Genomic DNA, 18,653 nt, shown 5'->3' with positions numbered 1-18,653 from the left:
TGCAACCGCCGACCGGTCACACGGTCGGCGTTCTGCGGCGTGCGCTGCTCAGATCCAGCCCTGGTCGAGCAGCTCGCGTTTGATGTAGGCATAGAACACCGGCGCGGCGACCAGGCCGGCCAATCCGAACGCCGCCTCCATCAGCAGCATCGCCAGCAGCAGCTCCCAGGCCCGTGCGCGGATCTCGCCGCCCACGATGCGCGCGTTGAGGAAGTACTCCAGCTTGTGGATGACCACCAGGTACAGCAGCGCGCCCACCGCGACGTAGAACGACACCGACAGCGCGACGATGGTGATGATGGTATTGGAGATGACATTGCCGACCACCGGCAGCAGCCCGGCGACGAACGTGATCAGCACCAGCGTCTTGGCCAGCGGCAACTGCACGCCGAACAGCGGCAACACGATCAGCAGGAAGATCCCGGTGAACAGCGTGTTCAACAGCGAAATCTTGACCTGGGCGAAGACCACCTGGCGGAACGCCACGGCCATTCGGCTGATGCGGCCGACCATTTCCTGGGCCAGCGGACCCATCCGCGACAACGGCATTTCGTCATACAGCGCGACCATCGCGCCCAGCACCATGCCGATCAATACCCGCACGCCCACCTGCACGACCGACGTACCGGCCACACCAAGCTGACGCTGGTGTTCGGCGGCCCATTCGTTCAGTGCGGTGCGCAGGGTGTCCATGTCCTCGGGAATGTAGGCGCGCAGCACGGCCGGCACCTGATGGCGGGAGCTGTTGAGAATGTCCATCAGATGGGCGAGCAGTACGTCGGGGCCACCGGTCTGGTTGCGGAACACCGCCGCGATGCCGACGCCTGCCAAGCTCAACCCGCCGATGATCAGCACAGCCAGCACGATGACCGACATGGCGCGGGCCCGTCCCGGCGGCAGCTTGCCTTCCACCGAGCCAGCAAGCAGGTGGGTCAGGTGGAACACCAGCAGGCCCGACAGCAGCGTCACCACCAACCCCAGGCGCAGCGCCAGCCACATGCCGAGCAGCATCAGCAACCAGGCGGCAATACGGAAGGCGGGCGGGCGGGACGTTCGGGCGATCAGTTCGTGCATGGCGATGGGCGTACCTTGGATTCCGGAGCGAGGAAGAGAGCCCAGCCATCATACGGCGCCCCGCCCCATGGGTTCCGCATGCGCGAAGGCATCGCCCGAAACGGTAGCGCCGAGCCATGCTCGGCGAGCGAAGCGGGCCGTTGGCGGAGGGCGAAGAGCAGCCTGATGTGAAGAGCAGCCGGCTGAAGCCGGCTCTACCATCGGCGCCAACGTGGGCGCCACCATCGGCGCCACCGCCGTGGGTCAGCCGGCCAGCGTGTAGACCGAGCCCGAATCCACGCGGATGCCTGCGCCGTTGATGAAGCTGGCGCGTTCGGAACACAGGAACACTACGGCAGACGCCACCTCTTCCGGCCGCCCGCGCCGCTTGAGCACCATGCCGGGGCGTTCTTCGTCCAGGAAGGTGGCGACGGCTTCGTCAAAGGAGATGCCCTTTTCCTGTGCGCGTTTCTCCATCATCGCGTCGGTCATCGGGGTGTGGATGAAGGCCGGCGACACGGTGTTGACCAGCACGTTGTCTGGCCCGTACGCCTTCGACAGCCCCTTGGCCAAGGTGAGGATGCCGGCCTTGGATGCGCAGTACGGTAGCTCATCCACATAGGGCTGCACCGCATCCTCGGACGCGAACAGCACGATGCGGCCCCAGCTCCGCGCGCGCATCGCCGGCACGGCGTGGCGACACATCCGCACCGCGCCCATCAGGTTGATGTCCAGCGTGCGCAGCCAGCCCTCGTCATCCACATCGAGGAAATCACCGGTAGCGCCCGTCACACCGGCGGCGTTGACGAAAATGTCCGGCTCGCCCATATCGGCGCGCACCTTGGCCCAGATCGTGTCGACGTCCGCGGCGCGGGTGACATCGCCGGTGATGGCGATCACCTCGCCCAGCGGACTGAGCTCGGCCAGCGCTTCATCCAGCGTGCCGTCGGCTACATCGGTGATGGCAACGCGCACGCCGGCCTGCAGCAGCTGCCGGGCGGTCTCTTTGCCCATTCCCGAATCGGCGCCGCTGATCAGTGCGATGCGCCCTGTGATACCCAGATCCATGTCGCCTCCTCAGGCTGTGGTTGTGCGTCCCAGGCCGTGCGTGGCCAGGAACCTTTCAGCGGTACGAAGCCCAAGCGCCATCTGGGTGAGTGCTGGATTGGCTGCCAGTGCGCTGGGGAAGGTCGAGTTGTCGCAGATATAGAGATTGGCGATGTCGAAACTGCGGCCGTCCGGGTCCACCACCGCGTGCTGCCGGGACGTGCCCATCCGGCAGGTGCCCAAGGTATGGGCCGAGCGCTCGGCGCTGAAGATCCCGCTGGCACCGGCGGCCTGCCAGATCGAGGTGAGCGTGCGCGTGGCATGCACGTTCAACGCCGTTTCATTGGTGCCGTAGCTGAAATCGATGCGCGCCTTGCGCTGACCGAACGCGTCGGTTTCGTCGGACAGGTAGAGCCGATTTGCTGCCTGCGGCAGGCAGTCGCCGTTGATGCCGATGCCTGCCAGCCGCCGATAACGCTGTAGTGTGCGAACCAACGCCGCGCCCCACAGTCCCGCACCCCGGGCGAGCGTGGTGGCCAGGGTCACCGGCTGCACGCCCAGACTCTGTACCAGATAGCCACCGACGAACGCGGCGGCGGCCGGGCGCAGCTGATCTTCGCTGATCAAGGACGACGGGTAGCCGCGGTTCATGCACATGTCGGCGTCGAACTCGCCCCAGACCTGGGTCGCCACGTGGGCCATGAAATTGCGCCCGACCTGTCCGCTGCCGTTGGCCAGGCCAAGGTTGAGCAGCAGGCGCGGGGTTTCAATGCCGCCGGCACACAGGAACACCGCGGCGCAGGGCTGACGCTGCTCGACGCCGTCCTGGTGGTAGACCACGCCAGTGACGCGGCCACGTGCGTCACGTTCGATATCCGTGACGCGGCAACTGCTGCGCAGCTGCGCGCCGAACGCGCGGGCGCGTGGCAGCCACGTGCTGTCCATGCTGGTCTTGGCGCCGTTGCTGCAGCCCTGGTGGCAGGCACCGCAGTTGTTGCAGGCACTGCGCGTGCCGAAGCCGGGCTGCTCACGCGAACGCGTCACCAAAGCCGCAGGTGCGTCCGTGGCCTGAATACCCAGTGCCGCGCAACCGCGCTGCATCGCCTGCGCCGAGGCATTGCGCAAGGGCGGCGGATAGGCATAGTGACGCGTGGTGTCCCACGGATAGTGGGCAGGTCCAGCCACGCCGATGAACGATTCCACGCGCTGGATGTAGGCGCTGAGGTCCGCGTGGGCGATGGGCCAGTCTTCGCCCTGTCCGGTCAACGTCTTCAGCTGCATGTCGCGGGCATCGGGTCGCGGACAGAACGCGCCCCAATGCAGCGTCGAACCGCCCAGTCCGGTGCCGGAATTGTTGGGGCCGAACGCGGTGGGCGTACTGCCGCCGCTCAGCCGTTCTTCCATCCAGTAGATGCCGGTGGTGAGTTCATCTGCCAGATGATCTTCAGAGTCGAATGCGGCGCCGGCTTCCAGCACGACGACCGACAGCCCGGCTTCCGCCAACCGTGCGGCCAGCGGCGCGCCCCCTGCCCCACTGCCGATGACCACTACATCGACCGGGTGCAACGGCGTGGCTTGCATCATGGGCGTGCTCCCCGCAGTTGCCAGTCCTCGCCGTGGTCGGCCTCGGTATGCGTGTAGCCCAGGCTGTGCCGGCCGTCGCCGCCCACCGCAAAGCCGTCGTAACCCATCAGCGCAAAGGTGGATGGCAGGCTGGTCCAGGTGCGCACAACGGTGGCGCGCGCGTCTTCGAACCAGTGCGCAAGCTGCGCCGTGCTGAACGCGCTGTCCGGCGCAAGAGGATGCGCACCCCGTGCTATCGCCGTCAGCAGCGCGGCCTGGCCGCTGGTCGGCAGGTCGCCGAAATCCATCTGCTGCAGCATGTCCAGCCCGGTTTTCCATGCGGCCACGTCGGCGGGCAGGTCGGCGAAACGCCAGCCGTCGCCTTCCTCGTTGGCCAGGGCGATGTCGATCCGGCGCGCCAGATCCAGGCCATCGGCCTGCCCATCCAGTAAGGCCGCCGCCAATGCGCCAAGCACGGCACGCTGCCCGTCGGAGAGCACTCCGCGGGCATCCGGCGCTGGCCCGGCATGACGCTGCAACAGCCGACTGCGCATGCGCGGGACCACCCGGTTGCTGTTGAGCAGGCGCATGAAGTCATCGGGCAGGCGCCGTGCCTGGCTGTGCTCTACCTGCAGGGTGATCAGCCGCGCCACGTCGTGCGGAGCTTCATAGGGCAACAGGTGCGCCGCACCGGGGATGCACTCCAACGTGGCCGCTGGGTAGTGCGGTAGGTTGAGCCGACGTTGCGCGTCGGCACCCAGGTCACCGTCCTCAGCGCCGGCCATGATCAGTGCGGGTACGTGAAGCGTTCCTGCCGCATCGGCGACATCCTGGCGGCTGCCACGTAGCAGCCACGCCGCCCACGCCTCCGGCTGCGACCGCAGCACGTCGGCGATGGCACGTTCGCGCAACGCGGGCGGCAGCATGGATGCCGCGTTGTTGTCCACGAACGTCTCCGCATGCTGACGCTGGGGCGCACCGCTGCCAAACCAGGCCAGCATCTCCGCGCGCCGCGCCGGATCCATCGGCTCAGGCGACGGCGGGGAGGCTGCGATCAGGATCACACCTCCCAGTCCGGCCAATCCCAGCAGCCCATCGCGTGACCTCGCCGCCGCAAGCGTGGCGATCTTTCCGCCCATGCTGTGACCGATGGCGAACCAGCAGGGCGGCGCACGGTCTGCCACTTCCGCACAGAACCAGTCCGTCAGCGCAATCACATCCAGGCGCCCTGCGCTTGGCGTGGTTCCAAAACCGGGTACGTCCAGGGCCACGCACTCGAACTGTGGCTCCAGGGTGGCGATCACATCCCGCCATTCGTCTCGGCTTGCGCCCAATGAGTGCAGAAAAAAAAGAGTGGGCCGCTGCATGAAAAATCCGCCATATCCGGTTCCGGAGCATGCGTGGCATCGCGTCTTCTTTGCGTGCAGGAAAGCGTGTACGCGTTGCATGCGCAGCGGCTCGCCACCCTGCCGGAATCGAGCAACCGCATCACGCTCCACGGGCGCTCGTCGTAGGCCCTGCAAAAGTAGAACCGGTGCCTGCGGGCGAGGCGTAAGCAGATGCGGGGAGCGCTTGCCGAACACGCCACGCAGCCGTCACAGGCGTACGCGCATAACGTGCCAATGCCGTTGCAGCCGGGCAACCTGCCCCTCCCCGCGAGTCCCCCGTGACCCCAACGCCCTCTGCTCCCTCTGCTTCGCAAACGCCCGCACGGGCGCTCGATGGGCTGAACTTTTTCCTTGCCGACGTCCGCGACGGACTAGGGCCGTATCTGGCCATCTATCTGCTGGCGGTGCACAAATGGGAGCCGGCCAGCATCGGCGTGGTGATGACCGTTGCAGGGCTTGCTGCGTTGCTGACGCAGACGCCCGCCGGGGCGTTGATGGACCGGATCAACGGCAAGCGCGCGGCGGTAGTGATCGCCGCCTTGGTGGTGACGGTCAGCTGCGTGGTCTTGCCGTGGATCACCTCTTTCACGCTGGTCGCGCTTACCCAGGCAATCAGCGCGGTGGCCGGGACGATCTTCGCACCGGCCATTGCCGCGCTGTCGCTGGGCATTGGCGGCCAACGCGCGTTTGCCCGCCGCATGGGCCGGAACGAAACCTTCAACCACGCCGGTAACGCGGTCGCGGCCGTGCTGGCCGGTGGCCTGGCGTATGTCGGTGGGCCGGTGGTGGTGTTCTATCTGATGGCGGTGATGACACTGGCCAGTGTCGGCGCCGTGCTGATGATTCCGGCCGCCGCCATCGACCATCAGCAGGCGCGCGGCCTGTCAGCCGCGACGTCCGAGCCGGCTGCGCCCGCTGGGATCATGCAGCTGTTGCACAACCGTACGCTGGTGATTCTTTCAGCGTGCTGTGCGCTGTTCCATCTGGCCAACGCGGCGATGCTGCCGCTGGTCGGGCAGAAGTTGTCGCAGTCCAGCCCGCACCTGGCCACCACCCTCACCGCTGCCTGCATCGTGGCGGCGCAGCTGGTGATGGTGCCGGCTGCCCTGCTGGTCGGCGCCCGCGCCGACCGGTGGGGCCGCCGCCCTCTGCTGCTGATCGCCTTCTTCATCCTGCCGATCCGCGGCGTGTTGTATCCCCTGTCCGATGCACCGTACTGGCTGCTGGGCGTGCAGCTGCTTGATGGCATTGGCGCCGGGATCTTCGGCGCACTGCTGCCGGTGATCGTCAGCGACCTGACCCAAGGAACCGGTCGCTTCAACGTCACCCTCGGCGCTGTCTCCACCGCATTCGGCGTGGGTGCGGCCTTCAGCCCCGGTCTGGCGGGCGTGATCGTGCAGTTCGCCGGCTACGATGCCGCCTTCCTCAGCCTGGCCGCGATTGCAGCATTGGCGTGCGTGCTGGCCCTTGCGATGCCAGAGACCTGCCGGGTGGGTTCCGGGTAGCGCCGAGCCAGCCTCGACGAGCGAACGGGTCGTTGGCGGGTAGCGCCGAGCCGTGCTCGGCGAGCGAAGCGGGCAGTTCGCGGAGAACAGTCGAATGCGAAGAGCAGCCGGCTGAAGCCGGCTCTACCGTTGGCGCCGCCGTTGAGACCACCATCGCATTGCCGCACATGACAACGTAACGCTACGTGTCAAATGCGAATGGGTCGTGATACGATTGTTAAGGAAGCTTGAAATACCCCACACGGATGTCCCAGCCATCGCCAGCGGACCCCTTTCTTTCAGGAGTACTGCGTCGATGTCGTCCCCTCCCCCTTTCCCGCTTCACGGTGGCCGTCCTGTCGGTGGCCGTCGGTCTTGTCATCACCGCCCAGGCCCATGCCGAGGCCAGCGCCGACGCCGCGTCGGCCAAGCAGATGGACACCGTGGTGGTCACCGCTACGGGCGCCCAGCAGTGGATCCGCGATGCGCCCGCCAGCATCAGCGTGATCACCCGCGAGGAGATCGAACGCAAGCCGGTCAGCAGCATCGGCCAACTGCTCAGCACCGTCCCCGGGGTAACCGGTGGCTACGCGCTGTCGGGTGCGCAATCGAAGATCAAGCTGCGCGGCCTGCCCGAGCAGTACACCCTGATCCTCATCGACGGCCGCCGCCAAGGCAATTCGTCGGGCGTGAACTATCGTGACGACCTCGGACCGCAGGATCTCAACTGGCTCTCGCCGGACATGATCGAGCGCATCGAAGTGGTACGCGGGCCGATGTCCTCGTTGTACGGCTCCGATGCCATGGGCGGGGTGATCAACATCATCACCCGCAAGATCGCCAACGAATGGGGCGGCTCGGTCACCTACAACTACAGCAAGCCCGACTCGGACACGCGCGGCAACACGACCCAGATGGGCGCGCTGTTCAGTGGTCCGCTGACGCCGAACCTCGGCCTGCGCGTGGGCGCCAATGTCACCAACCGTGAATCCGACACCGGCGCGCGGCAGACACCCGGCAACAAGGCGCAGAACTACAACGCCCTGCTCAACTGGCGCATCAACGATGACCACACGGTGGGCGTCGAGGCATCGCGTGGCGAGCAGCGCAATACCGGGGCCGGTGCCGTCGGCGCATGGGGCTTGTCCAAGCTGGTGCAGACCGGCTACGTGGTGATGCACGACGGTCGGTACGGCGATGCGTCCACGTCCAAGACCACGCTGGTGCAGAACGACTACGAAGACAAGGGCAGCACCGTCGGCAACCATGCCAAGGAGACCGTGTTCGATACCGCTTTTACCCGCAGCTTCGACTGGGGCTTCGAACAGAACATCAACGTCGGGGGCCAGTGGAAGCGCGAGCAGCTTGAGAACAACAACACCATCGGCACCGTGCCGGTGACCTGGACCGGTACGGGACGTATCAGTCCGACCGCAGAAGCCGATTCGTGGGCGTTGTTCGCCGAAGACCACATCACCCTGCACGAGCGCTTCATCCTGACGGTGGGGCTGCGCTGGGACAACACCGACAACTACGACGACAACCTGAGCCCGCGCATCTACGGCGTGTGGCATCCGGCGGATGCGTGGACGATCCGCGGTGGTGTCTCGGAAGGCTTCCGCGCGCCCACCTTGAAGCAGGGCACGGCCGGTGCGGCGACCCAGAGCGGCGGCAATGGCTGCACCGCGCTGACCGCAGAGGGCTGGACCAACCGCTCGGTCAGTGCCGATGGCACTACCGGCTGCTATATGGCCGGCAACCCGGACCTGGAACCTGAGACCAGCACCAACTACGAGATCGGCGTGGGCTTCGACCAGGGCGGCTGGTCCGCATCGGCAACCTACTTCCTGACCGATTTCGACGACAAGATCCAGCAGGTACCGCTGCGCGAGATTCCCGGCCAGTCCACCAGCTTCGTCAACGGATTCTGGTGGACGGTGGCGCAGAACGTGCAGAAGGCACGCACCCGTGGCGTGGAAGCCAGCGTCACCGTGCCCCTGCATGAGCGCCTGAGCTGGACCACCAACGCCACGCGCATGTTGGAATCGAAGAACCGCAGCACCGGCGCCAGCCTGCTGGTGGTGCCCAAGATCACCGGCAACACCTCGTTGGACTGGCAGGTCACCGATGCGTGGTCGTTGAACCTGAGCGCGCAGCACATCGGCGAGCAGCTGGTGTCGGCCACCAGTGCGACCTTCGCCAAGGCCTATACCACGGTGGACCTGGTGACCGGGTTCGACGTCAATGAGAGTCTGACCCTGCGCGCCGGCGTACTGAACGTCGGCGACGTATCGACCATCGAAGAAGGCAACAATTACGACGGTGGCGCACGGACGTTCTTCGTGGGTGCCACGGCGCGCTTCTGACCGGGATCGGGGGGCATGCTCGCGGTGGGTAGCGCCGAGCCACGCTCGGCGAGCGCACCGCGCGGCGCCTTTGCTCTCCCGCCGGGCACGGCTCGGCGCTACAACGGCAGCGTGCGCGTTCTGGTAGCGCCGAGCCACGCTCGGCGAACGCGCAGCGCGGCGCCTTTGCTCTCCCGCCGGGCAACGCGGTGTCACGCCATCCGTGGCGACGACGACTACAGCGTGGCCTGCGCCTGCAGGGTGAACACCCAGGCATCGGGCCGTTCGGACAGGCCGGAAGGCCGGGTCACATATTGCGCCGCCGGCCGCAGGATCAGCCAGGGCGCAACCTGCACGCCGTAGTTCACCTCCAGCATCTGCTCACGGGTCTGCACGGGCTCACCGCTGCTGCGTTGCTGCGCCTGCAGCCGGTCGGAGAAATCCAGCCGGGTCCACCCGACACTGACGATATCGTCCTCGCGTGCGCGGAACGGGCCGCGCCAGCTTACGCCGAGCTCCCACGAACGCCGCAGCGACCCCGTCCGCACATCGGCCTGGGTGGCGATGGCAAACGCGGACACGCCACGCACCGTCTCTGCCTCCGGCTTCCAGATGCGCTGTGCAAGCTGGATGTACTCGCCGCTACGGTGCGAAGCCTCGCGTGCCGCAGGGTCGCCCAGCTGCACGGCGTTGGACGTGTCCCGGTAATAGCCGACCTTATAGGTGCCGCCGTAACCGCGCTGGCCGGGATCATGGACGAAGCCCAGCTCCACCGGGAAGAACAGGCCCGTGTTTCCATCCAGCGCGAGCTTGAACCCATTGTCGGCCTGCTTGCGCGAGGGGTTCACATCGAACACACCGGTCTGTGCGTACCAGCCGGAGGGGTCGGACCATTTGGCACGCAGCCCCCATTGGCCGGTGGGATTATCCAGCCAGCCCGAGCTGTAGATCGGCCCCAATGGGTGGCCACACTGTCCGTTGTTGTTGAAATTGCAGGTATACGGCAGGCCACCGAAATCGTTGCCCATCGAGAAGAAGCCACCCTTCAGGCTGAGCCGCTTGTCCAGCAGCGAGCGTTCGTAGGACACCTCGTTGAGGCGGAAATTCTGGCCCTGTCCCCAGAACGCCTGGTTCTGGATGTAGCTGCCGGTGTAGCGGTCATGCACTGCCTGGCCGAAGCGGTCGGACAGCACGATCCTGACCGTGCCGTCGACGCCCAGGGCCTTGCCGGTATCGATGATGGCGCCAAGATCAAGATGCGTGGCCGTCGCGCTGCCCGAACCACGGTAGCCGCCATCCGCATACGCCGATGACACCACGGCGCGGGCAGTGGGAGTGATGCCGGCATCCTGCAGCCATGCACGCAGTGGCAGGCCCGTGCTGAGCGGCACCTGCTTTACCGTGTCGACCGGCTTGGCGGCGGGCTCAAGGCGCGCCTCGGCGGCAGCGGCCTGCTGCGCGGCGAGCAGCGCAGCCAGCGACAGCACCACAGACGATGCGCGCATCACAGCCCCCTCTTCCTGCGCGCGGCGCGACGACGCCACAGCCAGTACACCAGCCCGATGAACAGCAGTCCGGCTGCCGGCAGGCCGTAGGTGGTGAGCGTCATCAGCAACGGCGCTGGACCGCCCGCGCGTGCGCGCTTGACGTCGTCCAACGATACGCTGTCACCGGGACCGAACTGCTGTCGTACGTAGGTCGCGACGTTGGCGATTTCCGTGTCGGTCAGCGGTTGCACGTACGAGCCCGTGGAGAAGTGCGGCATCAGCACGTGCTCACCCGCCACCTCGCGGTCTACGCCGCTCAGGATGGTCGCCAGCAGGTTCTGCGGGGTCGCTGCGCCCACCGTGCTGTTATGGGTCAAGGACGGGTAGTACTGATCCGTGCTGCCCTCGCCGCGACTGCCGTGGCAGCTGGCGCAGGAGCCGTCGTAGACCACCTGGCCGTTGTCCAGCGGCAGCGAGGTGCCGCGCAGGCGGGCCTCTCCGGCAGTCGTGGCGCCGCCCTCCCGCAGCGACCAGGAAGAGGCGCTGCGGGTCATGCCCGCGTCCGCCACCGGGGGCACCGTGCGCAGGTAGGTGACGATTGATGCGATGTCGTCATCGGTAAGGTGGGACAGGCTGTGGGTTATGGCCTCTGCCATGCCGCCGCCGGCCTGCGCCTTGCCGCTCACCTTGCCGGTTTTCAGGTACTGGGTGATCTCCTGATCGGTCCACGCCCCGATACCGCTCACCGGGTCAGAGGTGATGTTGGGGGCGTACCACAGCCCCAGCGAGCCTCCTGCCAACGGCTGGCTGGACTTTTCCTGCATCAGCAGCCCGCGCGGCGTATGACAGCTGCCGCAGTGCTCTAGGCCTTCGACCAGATAAGCGCCACGATTCCACTGGGCATCCTTGGCGGGCTCGGCGACGAACGGCGCGTCATCCAGGAACAGCAGGTTCCAGCCCGCCATCGAAAAGCGCATGTTGAACGGGAACGGCAGGTCGGTGGACGGGGACACCTCATCGACCGGTTTCACCTCGGCCATGAAGTAGGCGTACAGATCGTGGATGTCCTGCTCGCTCAGCTTGGCATACGCGGTGTACGGCATCGCCGGATACAGGCGGGCGCCATCCTTGCGGATGCCCTGGCGTACGGCGCGTTCGAAGTCGGCTTCGCTATAGCGGCCGATGCCGAACTTCACTGACGGGGTGATGTTGCTGGCCCATATCTGCCCCATCGGCGAGGCGATGGCGTAGCCGCCGGCGTAGGCTTTGCCGTCGGTCGGCTTGGTGTGGCAGGCCATGCAGTCACCGGCCGTGGCCAGGTAACGTCCCCGCTCCACCGCATCGTCTGCATGGGCCGCGGGCACGCACAGCGCCCACGCCGCGGCCAACAGGACCAGCGCAGCCGCCCTCACAGCGCACGCTCTATGGCGTCGGCCGTCTTCAGACCCAGCGCGGCCATGGTCAGGGTGCTGTTGACCACGCTTGCCGACACCATCGCACTGCCGCCGGGCAGCCACAGGTTGGCGTGGTCGTGCGCGCGGCAGTTTTCATCCACCACCGAATCGCGCGGGTCGCTGCCCATGATGGTGGACCCCATGATGTGGTTGTTCGCATTGAGCGCGGTGGTGATGTTGAATTCTTCGGCATTGAACAGCGAGCCGATGTGCCGCAGCTGCTCGCATGCCTTGTCATACCCCTTGCGGGCGTAGTCGCCGAGCGAATAGTGGATGTCCGGGCAGGCAAGGCCCAGCCCATCCACCCGGGATGTGGACAGGGTGAGGCGGTTGGTCGGGTCCGGCAAGGGTTCCAGGCTGATGGACAGATCCACGCCATACACCGCCCGGCGGCGGATTTCCGCGTCGAGGGCATCACCGACCAGCCCCATCGCAAGCGCTTGTTGGGTAGCGACCGGCACGCGACTGATGTTGTTGAGGATGATCTTGTTGGCCGAGTAGTCCGCCCGGAAACTGCCGTCACGCGGGCCGACCATGCAGCTGGACTGCGCCGGCCCGCGGCCGAGCCAGATCGGGCGGTCGGCAATGAAGGAGCAGTGGAAACCGGAGTGATCCATCATGTTGCGTCCGACCTGATCAGATCCATTGGCGATGCCGGTCGGGTTCTGTTCGTTGGCCGCCAGCAGCAGCAGACGCGGCGTTTCCAGGGCGTTGCAGGCGATGACGAACTGTCGGCCGGTGGCCTTGTGGCTGACCCGGTCACGGTCGTACCAGTGCACGGCGGTGACGGTGTTCTGCGCATCGGTGTCGATGCGGTAGACCACGGCCTCTTCCAGCACGACCGCGCCTTTCTTCTCGGCCGCATCGACGGTGTGGATGCCGTTGTACATGGCACCGATCGGGCAGATGGGTTGGCAGTTGTTGTTGCCACAACAGGCGGGCCGCTCGTTCCAGGGCTGGATGGTGCGGCCCTGCGGGATCGGCACCAGGTTGTAGCCGTGCGGGTTGACGACCTCGGCGAAGGTGGCGTCGCCGTGCCCCCAGGGAATCATGTCTGCCACATAGGGCCGCGATCGTTCGCGCGGGCTCTGCCGCGTCGGATCATTAGGCCCCGATACGCCTAGCGCTTCTTCTGCCCGGCAGTAGTAGTCCTCGATGTCCGCGTAGGCGATGGGCCAGTCGCGGCCCACGCCGTAAGCTGACTTCATCTTGAAATCCACCGGCAGGTGGCGCCAGCACGACGCCGCCCAGTGCCAGGTAGTGCCGCCGACCGCCTTGATGAAGCCTTGGCGGAAACTGCTGGCATCGGGGCCGCTCAGGGCGACGTAGTCGTTGGCTGGAAAATACAGCGGTGCAGTGGCGTGTGGCGACTGCGGGTACGGGCCCTGGAAGTCACTGCCCAAGCGGCGTTCGAAGCTCGCGTTACGCCAGTTCTGCACGACCTCGGCCCGTTTCAGGCGCGGGCCGGCCTCCAGCATCACCACGCTGTGACCGGCGGCGACGAGCTGGTTGGCCACCAGCGCGCCAACGACGCCGGAACCGACCACGATGACGTCTGCCTCGACGTCACCGTTGTTGAATGTAGGTTTCTTCACGGAACAGCACTCCGGAGGCGCGGTGCATCAGCGCCGCGCGGCTATCGACAGGATCAGGATGTTTTCAGCGTGCGGCGACGGCCGGCGGAGGCGCAGCAACCCACCACGCAGGGCCACCCCTGGCGTAGGTTGCCGGGAAGATGCCGTCGGCGACCGGATGCTGCATGAGCGCATCACGGTAGGCCACGGTGACTGCGTCGGTGCCCTTGCCTACCGTGCCGGTGTACCAGGCCGCGACGATCACCAACGCAGCGTCGCGGACAGCCGGGATGGCAATGAACTCCTCCGGTGAGTCCACTGTGCCGGCCAAGCGCTGGAGCGCATCCAGCGTGGACGTGGTGGCCGGCTCATGGACGGCCATCGCAGCGCGGATGCGCCCGGACACGTAGGGATCCAGATCGTGCTTGCCGGTCAGGGCACTGGACAACGCCAGGAACCTGGCATCTGCGGCCGCATCAGCGTCTGACGGGCCGGAGTCGGCTTGCTGGTTGGCGCTTGGCTGGGTGCCGACAGCAGCGGTATCGCTGCGACGGCAGGCTGCGAACAGCGCCATCGAGGCCGACGCCAGAAGAAATCTCCGACGTGACCACGCATGCGGTTGTTCAGAGCCCGCATCACCGTTGCTATCGTCCACGGAAACGTTCCAATGCGGCATGTGAGGGGGAAGCTCCGCATGATTGCAGGCTGCGGAGACACCATCAATTGGCGGAGCTATTAATTCAAATATGCAACTAATAGCGCTACCGACGCTTTAATTGATCGCATTCAACAACTTGATTGCGGATTGCACCGCCAGGTGAGCGTGGAGTGAAGCGCAGAACGATCTGTTTACACCGTCAACACGGTGTGCCGCGTGAAGTCAGGATCCCGCCGAGCACGGCTCGGCGCTACAACGGCTGCATGCACGGCCTGGTAGCGCCGAGCCACGCTCGGCGAGCGCGCCGCGCGGCGCCTTTGCTCTCCCGCCGAAGCACGGCTCGGCGTTACAACGGCTGCGTGCACGGTCTGGTAGCGCCGAGCCACGCTCGGCGAGCGCGCAGCGCGGCGCTTCGTCCCGTGCCCTCTCCACATCACGCAGACATCCCGGGGCCACGCGCTTTACCGTCGCCCCGCCACACTCCGGCTTCCCTGCTGCCCCCGGAGTAAATGCTGATGCCAGTCCCCAATTACCCCAAGCCCCCGTTCAACACCCCTCAGCAGTCCTTCCCGGCAAGACGGACAAGATGGAGCCGCGCCCCGACCACGGTGAGGACAGCTATGTCGGCCACGGGCTGCTGAAAGGCAAGAAAGCCCTGATCACCGGCGGCGACAGCGGCATCGGCGCTGCCGTCGCCATTGCCTACGCACGGGAAGGGGCCGATGTGGCGATCGCTTTCCTCAAGGGTGAGGAAAAAGATGCGGAGAGCATCGCCGCGCTGATCGAAAAGGCCGGCCAGAAGGCCGTGCTCTGCCCTTGTGACGTGAGCGATGACGCGCAGGCCGAAGCGCTGATCAAGCGCGTGACCGACGAGCTGGGTGGACTGGACATTCTGGTCAACAACGCCGCCTACCAGCGCTACTACGAATCCTTCGACGAGATCACGCTCGAAGACTGGCGCAAGACGTTTGAAACCAATGTGCACGCGGTATTCAACCTCACGCGTCTGTCGGTGCCGTACCTGAAGGACGGCGGTTCGGTCATCAATACCGCGTCGGTGAACTCGAAAAAGCCCACTCCGAACATCCTCCCCTACTCCAGCACCAAGGGCGCGTTGGCCAACCTCACCATCGGACTGGCAGGACTGCTGGCCGAAAAAGGCATCCGCGTGAACGCGGTGCTGCCCGGCCCGATCTGGACCCCCTTCATTCCTGCTGGCATGGCCGCCGAGGAAGTCGAGCAGTTCGGCAGCCAGACGCCGTTTGGTCGCCCGGGCCAGCCGGCGGAACTCGCCTCGGCGTACGTGATGTTGGCGGCTGACAGCTCGAGCTACACCTCGGGCGCACTGCTGACGATCTCCGGCGGTGCCGCAACGCTGTAACGCTTCGGCTCACTCCCTCCCCCCAAGGAACCGCAATGACCACCCGCAATCAGTACGACATGCAGAATCCGCTTACCCAGTTCCCGCAGCCGACCTATCCCGCGCAGGTGCAGACGGCGCCGGGCACCGTGCATGCACTTTCCCCCTCAGCCGATCATGGCGAAACGTCGTACGTCGGACTTGGCCGCATGAAGGGACGAAAGGCCTTGGTCACGGGCGCCGACTCGGGCATCGGACGCGCCGTTGCGATCGCGTTCGCACGCGAGGGCGCCGATATCGTGCTGAACTACCTGCCGGAGGAAGAACAGGACGCCGCCGAGGTGGTGGCGTTGATAAAGGCCGAGGGGCGCAAGGCCGTTGCGGTGCCCGGTGACCTGCAGGACGAGCAGTTCTGCAGTGCGCTGGTGGCCAAGGCGGTGGAGGCCCTTGGCGGTCTGGACGTCGTGGCCAACATTGCCGGCAAGCAGGTCGCGGTGGAAAAAATCGAAGACCTGAGCACAGAACAGTTCGACGCGACCTTCCGCACCAACGTCCATGCGCTGTTCTGGGTGTGCAAGGCCGCGCTGCCGCATCTGCCGGCGGGCGCCACCATCATCAACACCGCCTCGATCCAGGCGTATCAGCCCTCCCCCAACCTGCTCGACTATGCGCCGACGAAAGCGGCCATCGTCAACTTCACCAAGGCGCTGGCGCAGCAGGTCGCAGAGCGCGGCATCCGGGTCAACGCGGTTGCGCCGGGTCCGGTCTGGACCCCGCTGCAGCCTGCTGGCGGACAGCCACCGGAGGCGATCCCGGAGTTTGGTTCACAGACCCCGCTGAAGCGTGCGGGCCAGCCGGTCGAGATGGCATCGGCGTACGTGCTGCTGGCAACGCAGGAGTCGAGCTACATCACCGGCGAAGTGATCGGTGCAACGGGCGGGATGCTGCTGCCGTGACGTCTGCCGACGTTGCGGGCATCGACACCCGGCGCGATGCGGACGGCTATGCACCGATCAACGGGTACGCCGCCATCGGGGATGGCCGCTCCAGTGCGCTGATCGCACCCGACGGCAGCATCGACTGGTGGTGTGCACCGTGCATGGATGCCCCGCCGCTGCTGGACCGGCTGCTGGATGCACCGGAGGGCGGGCGCTTCGTCCTGCAGCCACGCGACAGCCAGCACGTGCAGCGACGTTACCGGCATAACAGCAACGTGCTGGAAACCGAGGTGCGGACGGCCAGTGGCACGGCGCGTATCACCGAATCGTTGAACAGCGGCCCGGCAGGTCGGCTGCCGTGGTCGGAACTCGCCCGCCGTGTCGACGTACTGGACGGCAGCGTCACGTTCGATCTCTTGTACCAACCCGGTAACCGGGGCGGCACCTGCACGCCGTGGATGAGCGAAACGCCGAACGGATGCGTGCACCACGTCGGCCCGGTGATGACCATGCTTCATTATTCTCCACGACTGCAGGTGGAGACCTGCGATGACCGGCAGGTGCGCGGCGTTCTGGTCCTCGACGCGGGCGAGCAGGACATCGTCGCCCTGCTCGCCTCGCAGGATGAAGTCTTGCCGGTGCCGCCGCTGCAGGAGATCGACACGCGCATCGACCGCTCCGACCGGGAGTGGCGACAGTGGGTGGCGGACCTGAAGTGCACGAGCACCTACCGGGAAGAAGTGATCTGCTCCGCGCTGGCGCTGAAGTTCCTCTGGTTCGCGCCCACCGGTGCCATCGCCGCGGCGGTCAGCGCGTCCTTGCCGGAGCGCATCGGCGGTGACAAGAACTGGGATTACCGCTATGCCTGGGTACGCGATGCGGCCTATGTGATCAAAGCTTTCCTGCGCGTGGGCGCAACGCCAGATGCGAAGGCGGGTTTCAGTTGGCTGATGACCACCATCGGCCGCCACCGGCCTGGCTTGGCACCCTGTTTCACGCTGCGCGGCGAGCGGGTGGAAGAGGAGCGTTACGTGGAGGTGCCCGGTTATCGCAACAGCCAGCCGGTGCGCGTGGGCAATACCGCAACCGACCAGTTGCAGACCTGTGGCTACGGTGACGTCATGGAGATGGCCAGCCGCATGATCGATGCTGGCCATATCTTCGACCCTTCCACCGCGCGTCTGCTGTTCGAGCTGGCCGAAGAGTGTGCCGACGGTTGGATGCGCAAGGACAGCGGATTCTGGGAGCTTGAAGACATGCAGCACTACACGATGTCCAAGGTCGAGTGCTGGATGGCGTTGCGACGTGCCTGCGAACTGGCCGAAAAAGGCCATATCACCACCGCGCGCTTGCCGCGATGGCAGCGGGAAAAAGAGCGCATCCTGGACTGGATCGATGCGCACTGTTGGGACGAGGCGCGGCAGACCTATGTAATGCATGCCGGCAGCGATCGGCTGGATGCGAGCCTGATGCTGGCGTGCCGTTTCGGACTGGCAGACGTTCGGCGGGAGCGCTTCATCGCCACCCGTAATGCGATGCGGCGCGAGTTGTGCGATGCCAGCGGGGACCTGCTGTGGCGTTACAGCGGGATGCAGGAGTGCGAAGGCACGTTCATCAGCTGCGCGTTCTGGATGGTGGAGGCGTACGGGCTGCTGGGCGAGCCGGAAGAGGCCAAGCGGTTGTTCGAATCCCTTCTGGCACGGGTCCGCAACGACGTCGGGCTGATGCCCGAAATGTGGGACCCGGCGACCGAGCAGGGCCTGGGCAACACCCCCCAGGGATTGAGTCATCTGGCCCTTATCCACGCCGCCTTCGCCGTGGCCGGCAAATAAAAGCACGGCCCTTGACGGACCCATGGTAGCGCCGAGCCACGCTCGGCGAGCGCACCGCGCGGTGCCTTTGCTCTCCTGCCGACCATGGTCGGCGCTACAACGGCAGCGTGCGCGGTCTGGTAGCGCCGAGCCACGCTCGGCGAGCGCACCGCGCGGCGCCTTTGCTCTCCCGCCGACCATGGGTCGGCGCTACAACGGCGGCGTGCACGGTCGGGTAGCGCCGAGCCATGCTCGGCGAGCGCACCGCGCGGCGCCTTTGCTTTCCCGCCGACCATGGGTCGGCGCTACAACGGCAGCGTGCGCGGTCGGGTAGCGCCGAGCCACGCTCGGCGAGCGCACCGCGCGGTGCCTTTGCTCTCCCGCCGACCATGGGTCGGCGCTACAACGGCAGCGTGCGCGGTCGGGTAGCGCCGAGCCGCGCTCGGCGAGCGCACCGCGTGGTGCCCTCCAGCCCTACCCATTGGCGCAGA

The 18,653-nt window shown here is 66.3% G+C and carries 12 protein-coding genes and 1 pseudogene; 5 read left to right on the top strand and 8 right to left on the bottom strand.

Going from position 1 to position 18,653, the window contains the following annotated elements:
• Positions 1–48: 48 nt before the first annotated feature.
• The 4 genes from ICJ04_RS09235 to ICJ04_RS09220 form a co-directional block, all read right to left on the bottom strand.
• The gene (locus tag ICJ04_RS09235; RefSeq protein ID WP_188324000.1) at positions 49–1,074 is read right to left on the bottom strand and encodes an AI-2E family transporter; all 1,026 of its coding nucleotides are present in this window, start codon (positions 1,072–1,074) and stop codon (positions 49–51) included.
• Between the two features lie 243 nt (positions 1,075–1,317).
• Complete coding sequence (locus tag ICJ04_RS09230) at positions 1,318–2,121, bottom strand: SDR family oxidoreductase (protein ID WP_188323999.1); 804 nt, start codon at positions 2,119–2,121, stop codon at positions 1,318–1,320.
• A gap of 9 nt (positions 2,122–2,130) precedes the next feature.
• The gene (locus tag ICJ04_RS09225) at positions 2,131–3,684 is read right to left on the bottom strand and encodes a GMC family oxidoreductase (RefSeq protein WP_188323998.1); all 1,554 of its coding nucleotides are present in this window, start codon (positions 3,682–3,684) and stop codon (positions 2,131–2,133) included.
• Entirely contained in the window at positions 3,681–5,030 is a 1,350-nt protein-coding gene (locus tag ICJ04_RS09220) for an alpha/beta hydrolase (RefSeq protein WP_188327267.1), read from the bottom strand. The genes ICJ04_RS09225 and ICJ04_RS09220 overlap by 4 nt, the downstream gene beginning before the upstream one ends.
• A gap of 299 nt (positions 5,031–5,329) precedes the next feature.
• On the opposite strand from ICJ04_RS09220, the gene ICJ04_RS09215 reads away from it, so the two are divergent.
• Positions 5,330–6,556 carry an MFS transporter gene (locus tag ICJ04_RS09215; protein WP_188323997.1) on the top strand — a complete coding sequence of 409 codons (1,227 nt, stop codon included), beginning with the start codon at positions 5,330–5,332 and terminating at the stop codon, positions 6,554–6,556.
• Positions 6,557–6,882: 326 nt separating this feature from the next.
• Complete coding sequence (locus ICJ04_RS09210) at positions 6,883–8,901, top strand: TonB-dependent receptor (RefSeq protein ID WP_223202834.1); 2,019 nt, start codon at positions 6,883–6,885, stop codon at positions 8,899–8,901.
• A gap of 215 nt (positions 8,902–9,116) precedes the next feature.
• Here the strand turns inward: ICJ04_RS09210 and ICJ04_RS09205 are convergent, their stop codons facing one another.
• The 4 genes from ICJ04_RS09205 to ICJ04_RS09190 form a co-directional block, all read right to left on the bottom strand.
• Entirely contained in the window at positions 9,117–10,385 is a 1,269-nt protein-coding gene (locus ICJ04_RS09205; RefSeq protein ID WP_188323996.1) for a carbohydrate porin, read from the bottom strand.
• On the bottom strand, positions 10,385–11,779 hold the full coding sequence (locus tag ICJ04_RS09200) for a cytochrome c (RefSeq protein ID WP_223202833.1): 1,395 nt from the start codon (positions 11,777–11,779) through the stop codon (positions 10,385–10,387). The genes ICJ04_RS09205 and ICJ04_RS09200 overlap by 1 nt, the downstream gene beginning before the upstream one ends.
• Complete coding sequence (locus tag ICJ04_RS09195) at positions 11,776–13,416, bottom strand: GMC family oxidoreductase (RefSeq protein ID WP_188323994.1); 1,641 nt, start codon at positions 13,414–13,416, stop codon at positions 11,776–11,778. Before ICJ04_RS09195 ends, ICJ04_RS09200 begins: the two co-directional genes overlap by 4 nt.
• A 64-nt stretch (positions 13,417–13,480) precedes the next feature.
• Entirely contained in the window at positions 13,481–14,071 is a 591-nt protein-coding gene (locus tag ICJ04_RS09190; protein WP_188323993.1) for a sugar dehydrogenase complex small subunit, read from the bottom strand.
• Positions 14,072–14,568: 497 nt separating this feature from the next.
• On the opposite strand from ICJ04_RS09190, the pseudogene ICJ04_RS09185 reads away from it, so the two are divergent.
• The 3 genes and pseudogenes from ICJ04_RS09185 to ICJ04_RS09175 all read left to right on the top strand — a co-directional run bounded on the left by ICJ04_RS09185 (position 14,569) and on the right by ICJ04_RS09175 (position 18,183).
• Positions 14,569–15,434, top strand: a pseudogene (locus tag ICJ04_RS09185) (SDR family oxidoreductase).
• A gap of 35 nt (positions 15,435–15,469) precedes the next feature.
• Positions 15,470–16,369: an SDR family oxidoreductase gene (locus ICJ04_RS09180; protein WP_188323992.1), complete on the top strand. Its 900-nt coding sequence runs from the start codon at positions 15,470–15,472 to the stop codon at positions 16,367–16,369.
• A complete protein-coding gene (locus ICJ04_RS09175) occupies positions 16,366–18,183 on the top strand; it encodes a glycoside hydrolase family 15 protein (protein WP_188323991.1) in 1,818 nt (605 codons plus the stop codon). The genes ICJ04_RS09180 and ICJ04_RS09175 overlap by 4 nt, the downstream gene beginning before the upstream one ends.
• Positions 18,184–18,653: the final 470 nt, after the last annotated feature.

The organism is Stenotrophomonas sp. 169 (assembly GCF_014621775.1).
GTDB lineage: Bacteria > Pseudomonadota > Gammaproteobacteria > Xanthomonadales > Xanthomonadaceae > Stenotrophomonas.
This window is presented reverse-complemented; position numbering and strand designations above follow the sequence as displayed.